At 61.3% G+C, this 20,715-nt stretch carries 9 protein-coding genes; 3 read left to right on the plus strand and 6 right to left on the minus strand.

What is annotated here, in order from left to right; translation table 11 throughout:
* Positions 1 to 26: 26 nt before the first annotated feature.
* The 5 genes from pta to nifJ form a co-directional block, all read right to left on the minus strand.
* Positions 27 to 2,135, minus strand: coding sequence for a phosphate acetyltransferase (pta, locus tag AC559A_RS10800; RefSeq protein ID WP_028571022.1), 2,109 nt, complete (start codon positions 2,133 to 2,135; stop codon positions 27 to 29).
* Positions 2,136 to 2,324: 189 nt separating this feature from the next.
* On the minus strand, positions 2,325 to 3,605 hold the full coding sequence (locus AC559A_RS10805) for a (Fe-S)-binding protein (protein WP_498817928.1): 1,281 nt from the start codon (positions 3,603 to 3,605) through the stop codon (positions 2,325 to 2,327).
* A gap of 12 nt (positions 3,606 to 3,617) precedes the next feature.
* A complete protein-coding gene (locus AC559A_RS10810) occupies positions 3,618 to 5,009 on the minus strand; it encodes an FAD-binding oxidoreductase (RefSeq protein ID WP_028571024.1) in 1,392 nt (463 codons plus the stop codon).
* Between the two features lie 158 nt (positions 5,010 to 5,167).
* Positions 5,168 to 6,883, minus strand: coding sequence for an L-lactate permease (locus tag AC559A_RS10815; RefSeq protein WP_028571025.1), 1,716 nt, complete (start codon positions 6,881 to 6,883; stop codon positions 5,168 to 5,170).
* 612 nt (positions 6,884 to 7,495) lie between these two features.
* Entirely contained in the window at positions 7,496 to 11,119 is a 3,624-nt protein-coding gene (nifJ, locus tag AC559A_RS10820; RefSeq protein WP_498817929.1) for a pyruvate:ferredoxin (flavodoxin) oxidoreductase, read from the minus strand.
* 374 nt (positions 11,120 to 11,493) lie between these two features.
* Here nifJ and AC559A_RS10825 point away from each other — a divergent pair, with 374 nt between their 5' ends.
* The 3 genes from AC559A_RS10825 (at position 11,494) to AC559A_RS10835 (ending at position 17,433) form a co-directional block, all read left to right on the plus strand.
* The gene (locus AC559A_RS10825) at positions 11,494 to 12,546 is read left to right on the plus strand and encodes a polyprenyl synthetase family protein (RefSeq protein WP_498817930.1); all 1,053 of its coding nucleotides are present in this window, start codon (positions 11,494 to 11,496) and stop codon (positions 12,544 to 12,546) included.
* Positions 12,547 to 12,767: 221 nt separating this feature from the next.
* The gene (locus AC559A_RS10830) at positions 12,768 to 15,815 is read left to right on the plus strand and encodes an AIR synthase-related protein (RefSeq protein WP_498817931.1); all 3,048 of its coding nucleotides are present in this window, start codon (positions 12,768 to 12,770) and stop codon (positions 15,813 to 15,815) included.
* A gap of 52 nt (positions 15,816 to 15,867) precedes the next feature.
* Positions 15,868 to 17,433, plus strand: coding sequence for a DEAD/DEAH box helicase (locus AC559A_RS10835; RefSeq protein WP_498817932.1), 1,566 nt, complete (start codon positions 15,868 to 15,870; stop codon positions 17,431 to 17,433).
* Between the two features lie 21 nt (positions 17,434 to 17,454).
* On the opposite strand, the gene AC559A_RS10840 is transcribed toward AC559A_RS10835, so the two are convergent.
* Positions 17,455 to 20,586: an ATP-binding protein gene (locus AC559A_RS10840; RefSeq protein ID WP_498817933.1), complete on the minus strand. Its 3,132-nt coding sequence runs from the start codon at positions 20,584 to 20,586 to the stop codon at positions 17,455 to 17,457.
* Between the last annotated feature and the right edge of the window lie 129 nt (positions 20,587 to 20,715).

Here is a 20,715-nt window from a genome sequence, read left to right on the forward strand (position 1 = left end):
GTTGACGTGGTGTTATTGTTAAATTTTTATTTAATATTTTCAGTGTGCTGGGCCTGGATGGCGGTGATGGCCACGGTGTTGACGATGTCCGGCACGGTGCAGCCGCGGGAGAGGTCGTTGACCGGTTTGTTCAGACCCTGGAGCACCGGGCCGATGGCGATGGCGTTGGCGGCCCGCTGCACGGCCTTGTAGGTGTTGTTGCCGGTGTTCAGGTCCGGAAAGATGAACACCGTGGCCCTTCCGGCCACCTGGGAATCGGGCATTTTGGTCATGGCCACGTCCGGGTCGTAGGCCGCGTCGTACTGGATCGGTCCTTCGATGAGCAGTTCCGGAGCCATCTCTTTGGCGATGGTTGTAGCTTCCCGGACCTTTTCGACTTCCTGGCCCGAACCGGATTCGCCGGTGGAGTAGGAAAGCATGGCAATCCTGGGGTCAACGCCGAACTGAACGGCGGTGTCCGCGGAAGCCACGGCGATTTCCGCCAACTGTCGGGCCGTGGGGTTGGGGTTCACGGCGCAGTCGCCGAAGACCAGGACCCGGTCGGACATGCACATGAAAAAGACCGAGGAGACCAGGGAGATGCCCGGCCTGGTCTTGATGAACTGCAAGGCCGGACGGATGGTCTGCTGGGTGGTGGTGATGGAGCCGGAGACCATCCCGTCGGCATGCCCTTTTTGAACCATCATGGTCCCGAAATAGGTGGCCTCGGCCATGGTGTCGTGGGCTACTTCCTCGGTCATGCCCTTGCTTTTGCGCAAATCGTAGTAGGTCTTCCAGTAGTCCTCGAAGTAGTCCGAGGCGGCCGGGTCGATGAACGTGGCCTTGTCCAGGGACAGCCCCATCTGAGCGGCCTTGGCCCGAATGGCGTCCGGCTGTCCGAGGATGGTCAGGTCCGCGATGCCGCGGCGCAGCAGGATGTCCGCGGCCTGGAGAATGCGGGTGGACGCGCCTTCGGGGAGCACGATGTGCCGGCGTTCGGCCTTGGCTTTTTCGATCAGGCTGTACTCGAACATCACCGGGGTGACCTTGGTGGATTTTTTCGTCTCCAGGCGCTGAAAAAGTTCCGCGGTGTCCACGTGCTCCTCAAAAGATCCCAGGGCCGTGGCGATCTTCTTCTGGTCCTCCGGCTCGATTCGTCCGTACATTTCCATCAAGGTTCTGGTGGTCTTGTAGGTGTGCCCCTTGGCCGAGAGAATGGGCATGGGCACGCCGGTCCAGCCGTCCAAAAGCTTCATCACGGATTCCGGAGGCTTGATCCCGCCGGTGAGCACGATCCCCGCGACCTCGGGATAGGTCTGGGATTGCCGGGTGGCGATACAGCCCAGGAGGATGTCCGACCGGTCTCCAGGGGTAATGACCATGGAATTCTTGGAAACGTACTGCAGAAAATTGTTCACCTGCATGGCGGCCACCACGTAGTCGTCCACCTGGACGTCCAGCAGGTCTCCGCCGGCGATCACCTCGGCGTCCAGCCATTTGCGGATGTCGTTGATGGTCGGTTTGCCCAGGGAAGACACCTCGGGGATGGCGTAGGTCAGGCATTCCTCGTGCACCCGGTACTTGCAGCGCAGGCCTCCGATGATTTCGTCCTTGTCCAGGCTCTCGGCCCGATTGACGATGGTGGCCAGGACGTCCAGGCCTTTTTCGGAAAAGGTATCGATGGCGATCTGGGTCTGGGCCACGATTTGTTTCGGGGTCTTGTTCTGGCCGTTGGCCACCAGGATCACCGGCGAGCCGAGGTTGGCGGCGATTTCCGCGTTGATGTCGAACTCAAAGGCCGAATCTCCGCCGATAAAGTCCGAGCCCTCGCAGAGAATGAAGTCGTACCGGGTTTCCAGGGCCTTGTACTTGGCCAGGATGTTCTCCATCAGCAGGGCGTGTTCGCCTTGATTGATCAGGTCCCGGGCCTGTTCCAGGGTGTAGGCGTAGGCGTCCTGGTAGGTTTCGTTGAGGTGGAACTGGGTCAGGATCAGGTTGGTGTCGTGATCCCGCTTGCCGTTGCCCTGGGCGCTGATGATCGGTCGAAAAAATCCCACCCGCCGGATATGGCGCATGAGCATCTGCATCAGGCCGAGACAAATGGCCGATTTGCCGCTGCGGGATTCCGTGTTGATGACGTAGAGGTTCTTGGCCATGGGCGAGGGTCCTTTGGTTTGAGGTGGTGCAGGGGCGAATCTGTTCTCTCATCGAAATCGAAATCGCTATCGAAATCGGAATCGCTATCGAAATCGGAAATGTATCAGAAATCGATTTCGATCACGATTTCGATTTCGATACCGATCCGAATACCCACTAGGAAATGAGAACAAATTCGCCCCTACCCGTTACAACGTTTCCGCGTACAATTCCACCACGTGCTTTACGGGAATCGAATGTCCGGACTTGGACAGCATGTCCGAAATCTGGAGCATGCAGGCCGGGCAACTGGTGGCAGCGATCTTGGCGCCGGTGGCGGCGATGCTTTCGGCTTTTTTGCGCCCGATGACGTCGGACAGCTTGTAGTGCTTGATGTTGAAGCTGCCGCCGGACCCGCAGCAGGAGGGGCCTCCGGGCAGCTCTGCAGCGGCGTATTTACCTCCGGCGGCCAGGATTTGGCGCGGTTGGGCCGTGATCTTCAACGTGTTCCGCAGGTGACAGGGATCGTGGTAGGCCACCTTGGTCGGGCTTACGGCTTCTTTCGGAGCGACCTTCAGGACGTCGGTAAGAAACTGGCTGACGTCCATGACCTTGTCTGCGAGGTCCTTGACCCGGACCGCGTCCATCTTGTCCCCGTAGTATTTGGGCCAAAGCTCATGAATGGTGGCCGTGCAGGTGGCGCAGGGGGTGATCAGGTAGTCCCATTTACCTTTGGCGAACAGGTCCAGGTTCTGGCGGACCAGGTTGTCGAAGACCTCGGTTTCGCCGCTGGACAGGGCCGGGATGCCGCAACAGGCCTGATTGGGCGGCATGAACACCCCGACCTGATGGTGCTCCATGACCTTCAGCACGGCCTGGCCCACCTGGGGAAAAACCTTGTCCGTGACGCAGCCTGGAAAAAAGGCCACACGCAGACCGGACTTTCCCGGAGGGGTGTCCTTGTGGGGAGTCTGGGAATGGAGTGACTTCGAAGCCAGCTTCTTGAAATGCCGGTCCGCGATCAACGGGGCGTTGAACCGGGCGCAGGACGTTCCGATGACGCTGTCCGCATCCTTGGTGAACAGGCCCTGCAAGGACGACCCCAGGGAGAGCAGGTTGTTCATCAGTTTCGGGTTGGTCAGCAACCGACGGAAGATCAGGCGCTGAGTGGGCGGCAAGCCCAGGTAGCCGGTGAGAATCGCCCGGGCGCGCAGAAAGATGTCCGTGACCTTGACCCCGGAGGGACAGTTGGCCTCGCAGGTGCCGCAGAGCAGGCAGCGCTGGAGCTTTTCATTGACCTCTTCCGGGTCCTTGAGGATTTCCTCGGACAAACCGGAGAGCAAAGCTAATTTGCCGCGGGTGACGTCGGTTTCCCGGCCGGTCTGGGCGAAGACCGGGCACTGGGCCTGGCACATGCCGCAGCGCATGCAGCCGGTGAGCAGGTCGTCCAGCTCCTTAAGCATGGATACGAGTTTTTTAATGTCGGCCATAATGTCCTCCGATTAGGCGAGCAAGGGGCCGAGGATTTTGCCCGGGTTGAGGATGTTGTTGGGGTCGAGCACGCTCTTCATCCTGCGGGAGTAGTTGATGGCCCCTACGCCGTATTCGTTTTTCAGGTATTTGGATTTGGCCAGACCGATGCCGTGCTCGCCGGACAAGGTGCCGCCCAGGGCCAGGGCTTCCTCGAAGATGGCGTCGATGGCCGCTTCAACTCTGTGCCATTCCTTCTGGTCGCGCTTGTCCGTGAGGATGGTCGGGTGCAGGTTGCCGTCCCCGGCGTGGCCGAAGGTGCCGATGGTCAGGTCGTACTTCTTGGCGATCTTGTCCAGGGCCTGCATCATGGCTGGAATTTTGGAGCGGGGTACGGTGGCGTCTTCCAGGACCGTGGTCGGTTTGACCCGGGCCAGAGCCGGAAGAGCGTCGCGGCGGGCTTGCCAGACCGCGTTGCGCTCGGCGTCATCCTTGGCCACGCGGACGCTGATGGCCTTGTTGTCCTTGCAGATGGATTCTACCTTGGCCGCGTCGTCCTCCACCTGGGCCGGGTGGCCGTCCACCTCGATGAGCAGCATGGCCGCGGCATCCACGGGCAGGCCGGCCTTGCGGAAGTTCTCCACGGTGCGGATGGTGAAGTTGTCCATGAATTCCAAGGTGGCCGGAACGATCTTGTTGGCAATAATTGCGGCCACGGCCCGGGACGCGTCCATCACGTCCGGGAATACGGCCATCATGGCCTTGTAGGCGGCAGGCGGCGGAACCAGCTTCAGAGTCAGCTTTTCGAATACGCCCAGAGTGCCTTCCGATGCAATCATCAGTCCGGCCAGATTATAACCGGTGACGCATTTCACGGTCTTTCCCCCGGAGCGAATCAGCTCGCCGTTGACGTCGAAAAAGTCCACGCCCATGACATAGTCCTTGGTCACGCCGTACTTCAGGGCGCGCAGGCCCCCGGCGTTCTCGGCCACGTTGCCGCCCAGGGTGGAGACGGCCTGGGAGCCGGGGTCCGGCGGGTAAAGCAGGCCCTTGGCGGCCACCTGGGCCGCGAACTTGGCCGTGACCACGCCGGGCTGGACCACGGCGTAGAGATCTTCCTCGTTGATCTCCAGGACTTTATCCAGCGCAGTGGTCAGGCAGACCACGCCGCCGGGGTGGGGGATGGTTCCGCCGGACAGGTTGGTCCCGGCTCCGCGCACAGTCAGCTTCAGGCCGTTCTCGTTGCACAGCCTGACCACCTGACCCAGGCTTTCGGAATTCTCCGGGCGGACCACGATGGCCGGTTGGGTCTGATCCAGGACCGCGGAATCGTAGGAATAGGCGTGCAATTCGGCAGGCTCGGTCATCACGTTGTCCTTGCCGACGATCCGCTGGAATTCATTCTTTAACGCATCTCTGATCATTGCAAATCTCCTTTGCGTGGGGTTCAAGTTTCAATGGTCACTGCTCACGAAAAGTTTTGGGGCATGAGCCGTGCCCATCAAGCCTTGAAACGAGCCTTGAGCCAATCTGGCGGAGGTTCCCCGGGCGGACGTTGGTCCGCCCGGGGAGGGATGCAGGTTTAGAAGAGGTTGGCCGGCAGGATGTTCAGCAGCAGGATGACCATCAAGCCCACGACCACTCCGTAGAGCAGGAAGGGCCAGAAGGTCTTGCGCAGGATGGCGCCTTCCTGTCCGGACAGGCCGACCACGGCGCACACGGCCACGATGTTGTGGATGCAGACCATGTTGCCCATGCCGCCGCCCACGGCCTGGGCCGCGACGATGATCTGGCGGGGCAGATCAAGCTGAGTGGCCATGCCCCACTGGAACTCGGCAAAGAGCAGGTTGGACACCGTGTTCGAACCGGTGATGAAGGCTCCCAGGCCGCCGACGAAGGAGGCGAACATCGGCCAGCCTTGGCCCACCAATTCAGACAATGCACTGGCCATGGCCAGAGGCATGGAGGGGTAGGCGTTGGGGTTCAGGGCCAGATCGCCGATGCCGGACCCGCGGAAGATGGAGACCAGACCCACGGCGAAGAACAGGGCGATGGCCGGGTTTTTCATCTTCTTGATGGAATCCACCCAGGCGGTCTTGACCTTGTCGCCGGGCATGCCGTGGATGAAGATGGTCAGGATGGCCACGAGCATGAACGGAATGGTGCCGGGCAGGTAGAGGTAGGCGATGGAACCGCTGACGGATTCATAGCCCAGGATGCCGGTCCAGGCGATGCTTTTGGAGGAGAGCCAGGCCTTGAGTCCCAGCTCGTTGATCCGGGTGAGCACCAGGATGATGCCGATGAGCACGTAGGGCATCCAGGCCTTGAACTGGCTCATCCGGGCTTCGAACTTGCAGCCTTCGGCAGCGGTGCTGACCGTGCCGGTCCATTCCGGATCCCAGTTCTTCTGGGAACCGAAGGTCCAGGTGTCCTTGGGCACGGCGATGCCGCGCTTGGCGCCCCAGACCACCACGCCCAGGCCGACCAGACCGCCGATCAGGGACGGGAATTCCGGACCCAGGAACCAGGCGAAGATCAGGTAGGGGACGGTGAAGGCCACAGCGGCGAAGACGCAGAATTTCCAGGCGCCGAAGCCTTCGGACCAGGAGCGGTTCGGGCCGAAGAAGCGGGAGATGAAGCCGAGCATGAAGATGGGCAGGATGAAGATCATCGGCAGGTGCATCAGGGTGGCCCACTGGCCGATGAGCATGCCGAAGGACTCATAGCTGGTGAAGTTCACGCCCACGGCCCCGCTGGCCACGGCGTCGCCCACCAGGTCGCGCAGGAAGGTCAGGCCGATGATTACCGGCGTGCCCACCGCGCCGAAGGTGACGGGGAAGGAGTTGAAGACCAGGCAGATGACCGCCGCGGCCAGGGGCGGGAAGCCCAGGGCCAGGAGCAGCGGTGCGGCCAGGGCCGCGGGGGTGCCGAAGCCCGCCGCGCCTTCAATAAAGGCCGCGAACAGGTAGCCGATGATGATGGCCTGTACGCGCATGTCCGGAGAAATGCTCTGCATTCCGCACTGGATGGTTTCCATGCCGCCGGAATCGCGCAGGGTATGCAGAATTAAAATTGCACCGAAAACAATGATCAAAATGCCGATGGCCGTGATCACGCCTTGAATGGACAGTGCGGCGACGTAGCCGACCGGAAGGCTCCAGACGGCGACGCCGGCCACGGCGGTGACCAACCAAGCCAGCGGCATGGCCTTGGTGGCCGGCCAGCGAAAGCCGACCATCAGCACCAGGGCCAGGGCAATGGGTAATGCGGCGATAAGTGCCAGGACTCCAATGGACATGTTTCAACTCCTCCTTGAAATAAGTTAATCCAACAACCAGGGCTGCAAGCCTTCCACCATATACATCGGCCTTCAGCCCATCTCTTCGCCCGAACATGGTGACGGATCGGGGCGGGACCAGCCTCGGCCGAAGAAAACCGCGACATGTTCGCAGTCCTCTTATCAAAAAACGTGCCTGAATTGTGTCGCTGGATGGCGACGGAAGAACGAGTAAAACCAGATGGTTCGCGAATAATATGTTCCTTCGCGGGCCGAGTTCGAGTCCGGAAAAAAAGACGCCTTGTCCCGACATGAGGCAGGAGACCTCGTTGGCCCCGTATGCCGTGCCCCTATCGTATTCTGAGTTCCCTCGTCGGATTTACTCCTGATCAGCGTTGTTACTCGAAAGCACTGCTCCGGACAAGTCGCCCGGCATGATTCGCAATCGGATGCGAGAATGTCCGAAAAAGAGGATGTGTCTGAAAAAACGGAAAGGCCGACTCGAATCGGGCGGAACATGCAGCCAGAAGACTGAGGACAACAAGAACGCCGGGTCCATAAAAAATGGACCCGGCGTTCTTGTTTGTTGAAGAAGCGCCTCTAAGGCTCAGTGAGGCGATTGTTTGACGGGTGTTACTCTCCCCGCCCGGAGTCGCAGGGTTCGATGTTCGTGTCCGGGGTGGTGTGTTCCGCGGTGTCCGTGAGCACGCAGGCCGGCAGCGGGGCGACATCGGTTTCGCTGTAGGGGTTGGCCTCGGCCATCAGGTTCAGGATCCGCCAACGCTCGTTGACCTCGTGGTCCACGGCCTCGCGCAGCTTCTTGGCGTCTTCGGGGTTGGACTTGGCCAGGGCCGCGAAGCGGTTTTCGGTCAGCAGGAAGTCCTGGATGGTGCCGTCCGGGGCCTTGGAGTCGATGACCAGCGGGTTTTCGCCGCGCAGGGCCCGACGGGGGTCGTAGCGGAACAGGGGCCAGTAGCCGGATTCCACGGCCTTCTGTGTCTGCTCCTGGGTCTTGCCCATGCCCTTCTTCAGCCCTTGGTTGATGCAGGGGGCGTAGGCGATGATGATCGACGGTCCCTTGTAGCTCTCGGCCTCGGTCAGGGCCTTGAGGAACTGGTTCTTGTTCGCGCCCATGCCCACGGCGGCGACGTAGACGTAGCCGTAGGTCATCAGCATCCGGGCCAGGTCCTTCTTGCGGATCTGCTTGCCGGCCGCGGCGAACTTGGCGATGGCCCCGGTGGGCGTGGCCTTGGAGGACTGGCCGCCGGTGTTGGAGTAGACTTCGGTGTCCATGACCAGGATGTTGATGTCCTCGCCCGAGGCCAAGACGTGGTCCAGGCCGCCGAAGCCGATGTCGTAGGCCCAGCCGTCGCCGCCGAAGGACCAGACGGACTTCTTGGTGAACAGGTCGGCGCAGGCCTTGATTTCAGCCAGTTTCGGATCAGAGTTGTCGACCAGCAGAGCCTTGAGCTTGTCGCCGGCGGCCCGGGAGGCGGCGGGATCGTCCTTGCCGGCCAGCCAGGAACGCATGGCCGAAGCCAGTTCGCCGTCAACGCCGTTATTCAGGGAGGCTTCCATCAACTGGGCCAGACGGTCCCGGCGGTGGCGGATGCCCAGGCCGATGCCGAAACCGAATTCCGCGCAGTCCTCGAACAGGGAGTTGCCCCAGACCGGGCCGTGGCCGTCCTTGTTCACGGTGTACGGCGTAGAGGGAGCCGAGGCGCCCCAGATGGAGGAGCAACCCGTGGCGTTGGCAATGACCATCCGCTCGCCGAAGAGCTGGGTCATGACCTTGACGTAGGGGGTTTCGCCGCAGCCCGAGCAGGCTCCGGAGAATTCCATCAGGGACTTCTGGAACTGGCTGCCCTTGACCGAGGTCCGGCTCATGACGGTGTCCTTGAAGGGTACCGTGACGGCGAAGTCGTAGTTGGGGACCTGGGCCGGGGTCTGGGTGGCCAGGGGTTTCATGACCAGGGCCTTTTCCTTGGACGGGCAGATGTCCGCGCAGTTGCCGCAGCCCATGCAGTCCAGAGTGTCCACCTGGACGCGGTACTTCATGCCCTTGAGTTCCTTGCCCTTGGCCTCGACCACGTCGAAGGAGGCAGGGGCTCCGGCCAGCTCGTCGTCCATGGCCAGGACCGGCAGCAGGGCGGAGTGCGGGCAAACGAAGGCGCACTGGTTGCACTGGATGCAGTTCTCGGCGATCCATTCCGGAACCATGATCGCCACGCCGCGTTTCTCATACTGGGACGTGCCGGTGGGGAAAATCCCGTCCGGGGTGAAGCAGGATACGGGCAGCTTGTCGCCCTGCTGAGCCAACATGGGACGCATCACCTTGGAAACGAACTCCGGCACCTGACCAGGGGTTGCGGCCTTTCCGGAGAGATCGGCCCAGGAGGCGGGGTAGTCAACCGAGTGCAGAGCCTCGGTGGCCTTGTCCACGGCGGCGGTGTTCATGTTCACGATCTTGTCGCCCTTGGCGCCGTAGGCCTTTTTGATGGAGTCCTTGAGCATGGCCACGGCCTGCTCGAAGGGCACCACGTTGGCGAGCTTGAAGAAGACGGTCTGCATGATCATGTTGATCCGACCGCCGAGCCCGACCTCCTGGGCGATCTTCACCGCATCGATGGTATAGAATTTCATCTTCTTGGTGGCGATATCCCGCTTCAGGGAATCCGGGAGATGGGTCTCCAGTTCGTTCTGAGACCAGGGGGCGTTGAGCACGAAGGTTCCGCCGGGCTTGGCGCCTTCCAGCAGATCGTACTGGGTGACATAGGCTGAATTGTGGCATGCCACGTAGTCGGCCTGGGTGATCAAATAGGTGGACTGAATGGGGGATTTGCCGAAACGCAGGTGGGAAATGGTGATTCCGCCGGACTTCTTGGAGTCGTAGGCAAAGTAGGCCTGCACGAACATATCCGTGGCATCACCGATGATCTTGATGGCCTGCTTGTTCGCTCCAACCGTACCATCCGCGCCCAACCCCCAGAACTTGCACTGGATGGTGCCGACCGGGGTGACGTCCGGGAAGGACGGATCCAGCGGCAGGGAGCTGTTGGTGACGTCGTCTTCAATACCTACGACAAAATGGTTTTTGGGTTGGGCTTGGGCCATGTTCTGGTAAACCGCCGCGGCCATTCCGGGGCTGAACTCCTTGGAGCCAAGTCCGTAGCGGCCGCCCAGGAACTTCACGCCGGTCAGGCCGCGCTCCAGGGCCGCGGTGCAGACATCCAGGTATAGCGGATCGCCCAGGGCGCCGGGCTCCTTGGTCCGGTCCAGGACGGTCACGGTCTTGACCGTGGCCGGAAGGACGTCGAACAGGGCGTCCGGGGCAAAGGGGCGATACAGGCGAACCTTGATCAGGCCGACTTTTTCACCTTTGGCCAGGAGGTGGTTGATGACTTCCTCAATGGTTTCGCAACCGCTGCCCATGGCGATGATCACCCGGTCAGCATCCGGTGCGCCCACATAGTCGAAGAGCTTATAGTTGCGACCGGTCAGCTTGCCGACTTTTTCCATGTATGCGGCAACAATTGACGGCACCTTTTGGTAGAAGGGGTTGGAGGCTTCCCGGCCCTGAAAGTAGATGTCGGGATTCTGAGCCGTGCCGCGAATGTGGGGATGCTCCGGATTCATGGCCCGGGTGCGGTACTTGGCCAAGGCTTCCGTATTGATCAGCGCGCGCATGTCCTCATAATTTTCCACTTCGATCTTCTGGATTTCATGAGAGGTCCGGAAACCATCAAAAAAATGCATGAACGGGACCGAGGATTCAATGGCGCACAAATGTGCGATCAGGGCCATGTCGTGGGTTTCCTGAACGGAATTGGAGGCCAGCATGGCGAAACCGGTCTGTCGGGTGGAGTAGATATCCTGGTGGTCGCCGAAAATGGACAGGGCGTGGGCGGCAACGGCCCGGGCCGAGACGTGGAACACGCCTGGCAGCAGCTCGCCGGAAATCTTGAACATGTTCGGGATCATCAACAACAGACCCTGGGAAGCGGTGAACGTCGTGGTCAACGCGCCGGCGGCCAGAGAGCCGTGTACCGCGCCGGCGGCGCCGGCCTCGGATTGCATTTCCCGGATGGAGAGCACCTGTCCCCAGGCATTCTTGCGGCCCACGGCCGCCCAGTCGTCACAGACCTCGCCCATGGTCGAGGACGGGGTGATGGGGTAAATGGCCGCAACCTCGCTCATGGCGTAGGCTACGTAGGAAGTGGCGGTATTGCCGTCGACGCTCATCATTTTTTTAGCCATGAAACAACCTCCGTGAAATGGGTAGCATTGAGAGGGACCAGTGCCGGGTCCAAATATTCGTTTGCCTGGCCCTACCAAAAAGCGTGCCGAAGACATAACGTGTCGCCCAGTGCATCAGTTTGGAAAAAAAGACGCAGGCGATTTCAGGTGAAAGGGGGAAAGGGCGAGGTGTACGTCTGAAAAAGTGGACGTGACGGACTGCGTCCAAGAAGGAACAAAAGCAAGATTTCATCTTAGACGTCTCGTAATAAAAAATCCAGTCCGGAATATCGCATTGTCCGAAAAAACGGACGACGGCGGGCCGCAACCGTCCAGCCCCGTGGCCGGGAGAAAAATCCTTGCCTTGGGCAAGGGAAGCGGATAACAGAAGCCGGATGCACGTTCTTCAAGGCCTGCTTCAAGACGAATTACCGATCATCAACGATCATTTGGCCCGGGAGACCCGGGAATTGCCGGAATTGGTCCGTGCCGTGGCCGAGCATGTGCTCATGGCCGGGGGAAAGCGGTTGCGGCCTTTGCTGACCATTCTTTTTTTCCGGTGCGTTGCTCGCGACACGGGTGAACGCATTTCGTCCGCGCCTTCTTCTTTTCCATATTCTCCTTCAGGCGGATCGGACATTTATCCTCTGGCCTGTTCCATGGAGTTTCTGCACTCGGCCACGTTGCTGCACGACGACATCCTGGACGCCAGCGACCTGCGCCGCGGCCGGACCACGGCCCATCTCGTCTACGGCAAGACCGAAACCATCCTGGCCGGGGACGTGCTGCTGGCCCTGGCCAACAGGCTCGTGGCCGAGTACGGCGACGCCCGGTTGAGCTGGAGAGTGGCCGAAGCCATCATGCGTACGGCTTCCGGAGAGATTCAGGAACTGGAGTGGATCAAGCGGCCCACCCTGTCCCAGGAGCACTACCTGGAGATCATCACCGGCAAGACGGCCTATCTGATTCAGGCGGCCTGTCATTGCGGGGCCTTGGCGGCCGGCGGGGACGAGCAAGCGGCCCAGGCCGCTCTGGACTACGGCATCAACCTGGGTATCGCCTTCCAGCTCACGGACGACGCTCTGGATTACTCGACCACGGCCGAGGTGGCCGGGAAGCCCGTGGGCAATGATTTGCGGGAAGGCAAGCTGACACTGCCCCTGATTTGTTACCTGGAAACCTTGCCCGAGGCCGAGCGCCTAGAAATTCTGACTTGGGTGCGAGCCCTGGGCGCGGCGGCCGATCCCGGCGCTCTCTCCGTTCAGGACACGGCCCGCCATGGTCGGGTCGTTCAGGCGGTGCGCAACGCCGGCTGCGTGGAAGAGACCCGCGCCCGGGCAGCCTGGTACGTCGCTTTGGCCGAAAAGGCGCTTTCCTCCCTGCCGGAATGTCCGGAACGCATCGCTCTTCTGGAAGCGCTTCAGCACACTCTTCACCGCGAAAAATAATCCCGGCTTTGCGGCTGGGAGCCAATCCGAAATGGTCGCCGCCTTATCCGACGCCGCTTTTTTTCAGCCCGAGCCGAATGCCTTAACTTGGCGCTTCGCAGTCTTTCCGCCTGGAAACCTATCCCAAACGTCCTTGCCTTCTTTCTTTTTCTCACGTTCCACCGTGGGAGACAATGAACCGTGAACCCTGAACCGTGAACCCGAAGACTACAGGAGCGCCTATGTTGTGGCGGGTGGAAGTGGGCCTGCGGCCCCATGTGACGGATACCCTCGGAAACCGGGTCAGCCGGAAGATTTCGCAGGAGTTGGGCTTGGCCGTGGGCGATGTCCGGACCATCAAGGTTTATACCGTGGTCGGACTGGACGAAACCCGGATCCGTCTGGTCTTGGAGCGCCATGTGCTCCATGACCCCATCTTGCATCAAGCTTCCCTGGAGCCCTTGCCTGTTCCGGAAACCGGATTCGCCTGGACCCTGGAAGTGGGGTTCCGGCCCGGGGTGACGGACAACGAAGGCCGAACCGCGGGCCAGAGCGTGGCCATGGTCCTGGGGTTGCCCACGCCCCGGCCTAAGGATTTCGCCGTGTACACCTCCACCCGGTATCTGCTTTCCGGAAGGCTCGACGAATCCGACGCCCGGCGCATCGCCACGGACTTGCTGGCCAACGAACTGATTCAACGCTTCGACCTGAAGAGCTTGGCTCAGTGGCAAGCTGAACCCGGCTTCCCGGCCCGGGCCGCCCAGGTGATCGGTCGGCCCAGCGACGCGGTCCAATCCATTCCACTTTCCGGCCTCAGCGACGCGGAATTGCTGGAGATCAGCCGCAAGGGCGTCCTGGCCCTCAGTCTGGAGGAAATGCAGGCCATCCGCGGCTATTACGAGCGGTCGGATATCCGCGCGGCCCGCGCAGCCCAGGGGTTGCCGGAATCCCCTACTGACGTGGAACTGGAAGCCCTGGCCCAGACCTGGTCCGAGCACTGCAAGCACAAGATTTTCAACGCCCGAATCGACTACCGGATCACGAATCCGGACGGTTCCCGGATGGCCGGGGGCGCTTCGAAAACCATCAACAGCCTGTACAAGACCTTTATCCAGAACCCCACGGCCTTGCTGCGTCGACGCATGGGCGCGGACGACTTCTGCCTGTCCGTGTTCAAGGACAACGCCGGGGTGATCCGGTTCGACCAGGGTCACAACATCTGCGTGAAGGTGGAAACCCACAACAGCCCTTCGGCCCTGGACCCCTACGGCGGGGCCCTGACCGGGATCGTTGGCGTGAACCGCGACCCCATGGGCACGGGCCTGGGCGCGAACCTGCTCTGCAATACCGATGTCTTCTGCCTGGGCTCGCCCTTTTACGATCAGCCCCTGCCCCCTCGGCTGCTCCATCCCCGCCGGGTGCTGGAGGGCGTGCGCGAGGGCGTGGAGCACGGCGGGAACAAGTCCGGCATTCCCACGGTCAACGGCTCCCTGGTCTTTCACGAGCGGTTCCTGGGCAAGCCGTTGATCTTTTGCGGGACCGTGGGGATCATGCCGTCCGTGGTCGCCGGGCGGCCCAGCCATGAGAAGGAGGTTCGGCCCGGAGACGTGATCGTGATGATCGGCGGGCGGATCGGCAAGGACGGCATCCACGGGGCCACCTTTTCCTCCGAGGAGCTGCACGAGGACTCCCCGGCCACCGCGGTGCAGATCGGCGACCCCATCACCCAGCGCAAGATGTACGACTTTCTGATGACCGCCCGGGACCGGGGCCTGTACCGGGCCATCACGGACAACGGCGCCGGGGGCTTGAGTTCCTCGGTGGGGGAGATGGCCCAGGACAGCGGCGGTTGCGATCTGGACCTCAGCCTGGCCCCCCTGAAATACGACGGACTGACGCCCTGGGAAATCCTGCTCTCCGAGGCCCAGGAACGGATGACCGCCGCCGTGGCCCCGGAGGAACTGGACGCCTTCCTGGCCCTGGCCCGGCGCATGGACGTGGAGGCAACGGCCCTGGGAACGTTCACCGACAGCGGGTTGTTCCACATCCGTTTCGGCGACCGGGTGGTGGGCAGCCTGGAGATGGATTTCCTGCACAACGGCACGCCCCAGATGCGCCTGGAGGCCGTTTGGACGCCGCCGGAGCAGCATGACGTCCGGATCGAACCCGGCGGCGACATCGACCATGGCGAATTATTGGAGCGGATTCTCGGAAGGCTGAACGTGTGCAGCAAGGAGTACGTCATCCGCCAGTACGACCACGAGGTCCAGGGCGGCAGCGTGATCAAGCCCTTGATGGGCGCTCGGGCCGACGGGCCCACGGACGCGGCGGTGATCCGTCCGCTGTTGGATTCTCACCAGGGTTTGGTGGTCTCTCACGGGATTTGTCCCAAGTTCAGCGATCTGGACACCTACTGGATGACCGCCAATGCCGTGGACGAGGCCGTGCGCAACGCCGTGGCCGTGGGCGCGGACCCGGCGCGGATGGCCGGGGTGGACAACTTTTGTTGGTGTGACCCGGTACAGTCCGAAAAGACCCCGGACGGTCGCCACAAGCTGGCCCAACTGGTCCGGGCCAACCAGGCCCTGGCTCATTATTGCCTGGCTTACGGCGTGCCCTGCGTTTCGGGCAAGGATTCCATGAAGAACGACTACTCCGTGGGCGGGGTGAAAATTTCCGTCCCGCCCACCGTGCTTTTCAGCCTGGTGGGCGTGGTGGAGGATGTCCGGGCCTGCGTGTCTTCGGACTTCAAGCAGTCTGGAGATCTGATCTATCTGTTGGGCGTGACCCGCTCGGAACTGGGCGGTTCCGAGCTGGCCGACGAGCTGGCCGACAAGCTTGGAGTGGCTGGCGGACCAGCTACGGGATTGGTCCCCCAGGTGGACGCCCTGGCCAATCGCCGACGCTACCATACCCTGCACAAAGCCATCCGCTCCGGCCTGGTCCGGGCGGCCCACGATCTCTCCGATGGCGGCCTGGGGGCGGCCCTGGCGGAAATGGCCATCGGCGGACGCCTGGGTGCGCGGATCGATCTGGCCCCGGTTCCGACCTGCCCCCACGACCTGCCCGTGACAACCCTGCTCTACAGCGAATCTTCCGGTCGCCTGCTGGTCTGCGTGGCCCCGGATCAGGCATCGGAATTCGAAGCCCTGTTCACGGGCCAAACCCTGGCTCGCATCGGCCACGTGGACCAGAACCCGACACTGCGCATCACCAACGCCGACGCCCCGGTGCTTGTCGCGTCCGTGGAACGTCTGGCCTTCGCGTGGAAAGCGACCATGGATTGGTGAGTGGGGAAATTGCGGAAATTGTCAGTAAATTCAAAGAAATGAGGAGCAACAATTGACCGAAGCGAATAATAGCCAACAATCCCAGATAGCCGGGCCGAATCCTGAACTTCCCGAGGCCGAATTGGCCGGTTTGCCCGAGACGCTACGTGAGGGCTGTGCCCGGGCCGGGTGGTCCGACCTGACTTTGGTTCAGACCAAGGCCATTCCATACGTGCTGGCCGGACAGGACGTCATGGTTCAGGCCCGGACCGGAAGCGGCAAGACCGGGGCCTTTATCCTGCCTCTGCTGGAGCGGATCGACGTTTCCCGTCCGGATTGTCAGGCCCTGGTGCTGACTCCCACCCGGGAGCTGGCCCGGCAGGTGGCCGAAGAGGCCAAGGTTTTGGCCGGGGAGAGCGGGTTGAACGTGGTTCCGGTGTACGGCGGCGTGGGGTATCAGGCCCAGCGGGACGCCTTTCGCCAGGGTGCGCATTTGGTAGTGGGCACCCCGGGCCGGATTCTGGATCATCTGCTGGGCCGCAACCTGACCCTGGATCGCCTGCGCACCCTGATTTTCGACGAGGCGGACCGGATGCTTTCCGTGGGCTTCTACCCGGATATGCGCGAGCTGCAACGCTACCTGCCGTCCTCGGGCTACGACGCCTTCATGTTTTCTGCCACCTACCCGGAAAGCGTGATCCGTCTGGGGCGGGAGTTCCTGAGCGAGCCGGCCTTTCTCGGCCTGTCCGGGGATCAGGTGCATATCGCGGAAATCGACCATTCCTTCTGCGTGGTTCCGCCCATGCAGCGGGACAAGGTCTTGATCCGCCTGCTGGAGATGGAAAACCCCACCTCGGCGATCATCTTCTGCAACACGAAAAACAACGTGGAGTTCGTGGCGGCGATTCTCAAGCAGTACGGATTCGACGCCGAGGATATTTCCTCCAATCTCACCCAGAACAAGCGCGAGGAAGTCCTGGCCCGGATCCGTTCCGGCAATCTGCGTTTTCTGGTGGCCACGGACGTGGCCGGACGGGGCATCGACATCCCCGGGTTGTCCCATGTCTTTTTGTACGAAGCCCCGGAGGATCCGGAGTCCTATATCCACAGGGCCGGACGAACCGGTCGGGCCGGTGCCTCGGGTTCAGTGATCACCCTGGTGGACATCATGGAGAAGATCGAGCTGGGCCGGATCGCAAACCGGTTCGGGATCAAGATGCTGGAGCGTCCCGCCCCGGAGGAGGCCGACGTTCTGCCCGCGTTGGAGAACCGGATCACGGTGTTGTTGGAAAACATGCAACGCCGTTTGACCCTGGCCCAAAAAGAGCGGGCCGCCCGCTTTCTTCCAACCATCCCCAGGTTCGCCGAGAGCGAGGATACCGCGGCCCTGCTGGCCCTGCTCCTGGATGAGATGTACCAGCGCTCCATGAACGTCTCTCCGCCTCGTCCCGATGTCGAGGCCGAACCCAAGCGTCGGAAGAAGCCCGTTGTCCAGGTCTCACAGGCTGCCCAGGCCGATCCGTCCGTCGCGGCGGCCAGGAAGAAACGCCGCCGACGCAAGCCCAAGGCCAAGATCGAGGGAGCCGAAACAACGGCCGCTGAAAACGGGTCGGGGGGTATGGGCGGAGCTGAAGGCTGATCGTGATCCTGTAGACAGCCTCTAGGCGGCCTTCTCGTCGGCCCGCGTCACCAGGTCGCACACCGCCTCGAAATCCCGCTCCAAGCGTGGAAACAGGGCCCGAAGTGCGTCAAGGTCGTTGTTGCGGCCCGCGTCTTCCATTTTTCGGGCTGTCTCGGCCAGGAACGGGCAACTGCAGTTCAGGGCCGCGCCCTTCAGGCCATGGGCCTCGTTGCTCACGGCCCGTGCGTCGGCCCGTGCCAGATGGGCCTTGATGGCCGAGATCCGTGCGGCTCCGTTGTCAACCAGAGAACGGAGCACGTCATGAACCAGATCGTGATCCCCCATGACCCGGCCCAGAAGTTCCGGCTTGTTGCAGACAGTGTCGGTTTCCGTGGTCGACTTCATGCCTGACTCTATGCAGGGTGCGGTCTTGGAAAGAGACTCGTCGGGTGAGTTTGCCGGTTTCGTCCATTGGATCACGGTTTCGTGCAAGGCCTCGAACCGCAGTGGTTTGGCCAGGTAGTCGTCGAACCCCGCGGCCAGGAACCGCTCTCGGTCTCCATGCACGGCGTGGGCGGTCAGGGCGATGATCGGCGTACGCCGATGGGGGGGCTGAGGGTTGAAACCTGAGACCTGAGGGCCGGAACTCTGACTTCCGGCTTCTGACTCCTGACTCCTTATTTTTCTCGTCGCCTCCAGCCCGTCCATGATCGGCATTTCGATATCCATGAACACCAGATCGTAGACCTGCTTTTTCACGGCGGCCACGGCTTTTTGGCCATTGTTCGCCGTATCCGCGAAAATGCCCATTTTCTGTAACATTTTCTGGGTCACGAGTTGGTTGACCGGGTTGTCCTCCACCAGCAAAACGCGAAGGCCGAGCCGAACTTGAGGAAGCTGTTCCATTTGTTCGGGCCGATGTGCTTCCCGAAGCATGGTTTGACTCGGACTTTCCGAGGCGCATGCGCCGGGCTGCTTAGCGAATCGAGCCGTGAACCAGAAGGAGGATCCCCGTCCCTCGGCGCTTTCCACGCCGATTTGCCCGTCCATCATTTCCGCCAGACGCTTGGAAATGGCCAAGCCAAGGCCGGTGCCTCCGAACTGCCGGGTGGTGGACGCGTCCACCTGCTGGAAGCATTGAAACAGGAGCTGGAGTTTGTCCGCGGGGATGCCCGGGCCCGTGTCGTGAACATTGAAGCGGAGATGTACCATATGGGGTTCACGGTTCACGGTTGGCTCCGGGTTGTTGTCGGAAGGTTTTGCCGTTGGCGCGATATCGCCGGGCGTAAGATTTCTCCTCCCTACGGCGACACCGCCGTTCGTCGTTTCACCAACCGTTGAACCGTTGAACCGTGAACCGTGAACCTCCGCAACAACAACCTCGATCTTCACTTCTCCAGTTTCCGTAAATTTTACGGCATTCCCACATAGATTGAGCAGGATCTGGCGCAGGCGCAGGGGGTCGCCCACAAGGGCGATGGGCACGTCGTCGTGTTTTTGCCAGGCGAGGTGCAGGCCTTTCGTCTGTGCCGTCACGGCCAGCATGTTCACCGTCGCGTCCAGAACCTCGGGGAGGGAAAAAGGCACTACTTCCAGTTCCAGCTTGTCCGCCTCGATTTTGGAAAAGTCCAGGATGTCGTTGATCAGCCCAAGCAGGGCCTCGCCGCTGGAGTGGATCACCTGGGCGTACCTGGACTGTTCCTCGTTCAACTCCGTATCCAGAAGCAGTTCGGTCATACCCACAACACCGTTCATGGGCGTACGGATCTCATGACTCATGGTGGCCAAAAAGCGGCTTTTGGCGATATTGGCCCGTTCCGCCTCGGACCTGGCCGCCTTCAGCTCTTCCTCCCGACGTTTGCGTCGGATGACGTTGACCAGGAGTTCCGCCAGGACCTTGAACAGCTTGATCTCCGTGGCCGACCATTCCCTTCGACGCTGGACCGAGTCGAAACCCACGAACCCGATGCACTCCTGTCCGTCCAGCAACGGCACTGAGAGCACGGAGAGGATGCCTTGGTCCGCCAGATGCTTTCGCAAGGGGTCAGCTTCGGACATGGCGCTTACGTCGTCGATGTAGAAAGGCTCTCCGGATCGGTGGTGGTTGACCTGGTTCGGGGCTTCGTCGAACGAGACGCTTTGGAGGTTGCTGATTTCCGGCTCAACCCCCGGGGGGCACCATTCATATGTGTTGCGCATGGTTTGCTGTTGAAAATCGTAGGAGAAAATATAAACGCGATCGGTCTTGGAAAACGCTCCTACCCGGGCCAGGGCTTCCTGCAGGGCCTCGTCCAGGAAATCCATGGGCACGTTCAGGAAGAGCAGGGAGAGGTCCATAAGCAGGTGCTGCAGGTCGATCTGGTACTGGATCTGCTCGCGGGCCGCGACCCGTTCACTGATGTCCTGGACCGCTGAAAAAATGTGCGGCTCTCCATGAAAATGAATCATCCTGGCGAACATCAGTCCGGTGAGCATCTTTTGGTTTTTCATCCGAAAAGTGGCTTCAAAGTGGGAGCATGCTCCATTCTTTCGCAGCAAGTCCAGGAACACGTCTCGCTGTTCGGGATGTTCCCAAATATTCAGTCCCAGCGTGGTTCTGCCCAGGATTTCGTGACGGCTGAAGCCGCTTAACGTCATGAAAGCCTCATTGATTTCTATGATCTCGCCGTCTTTCATTCGGGTCAGGATCAGCGGGTTGGGGCTGGTATGGAACAGAGTCTGAAAACGTTCCTGGGTCTCGCGCAGGTTTTGTTCCATCCGGTGCCGGTCCGAAATGTCGGACAAGGTCAGCAGGACTCTGCTCCGGTTGTCCGCCGTCAGCCTGGCCGTGGCCGCCAGCAGGACCACGTCCCGGTGACCCTCCCCACTGACCAACGTGGTCCGGAATTCGATGTCCTGAAACGGAACGCCGGTTTGGAGCGTGTTCCGAATGGCGTTGTTCACCTCGCACGTGGTGCAGCTTTCGCCGTATCCGCACCCTCGCGGGTGTTCTTGAGCCCTGATGCATCCGAACACGCCGCAGGCCCGGCCGAGGCGCAAGTCTTCGATGCTCATGCCCAGAAAGTTGCGCATGGCCCGGTTGGCGAACAGGATGCTTTGTTCCTCGTCCAGGGCGCAGATCATGGCCGGGGTGCTGTCGAACACGGCCATGATCTCGTCGGTTGCGGTCATGTTTGCGGTCGGTGTGGGATTTTCAGACATACTTGAGGAGAGGCGGTTGATGACGCAATGAGGAATGCCCTCATACATTTTCGCGACATTACGGAAACGTCGCCGGGGAGGCAAGATATTCATGAGGTT

It is taken from the genome of Desulfonatronum zhilinae (genome assembly GCF_900182865.1).
In the GTDB taxonomy this organism is placed as follows: domain Bacteria; phylum Desulfobacterota; class Desulfovibrionia; order Desulfovibrionales; family Desulfonatronaceae; genus Desulfonatronum; species Desulfonatronum lacustre.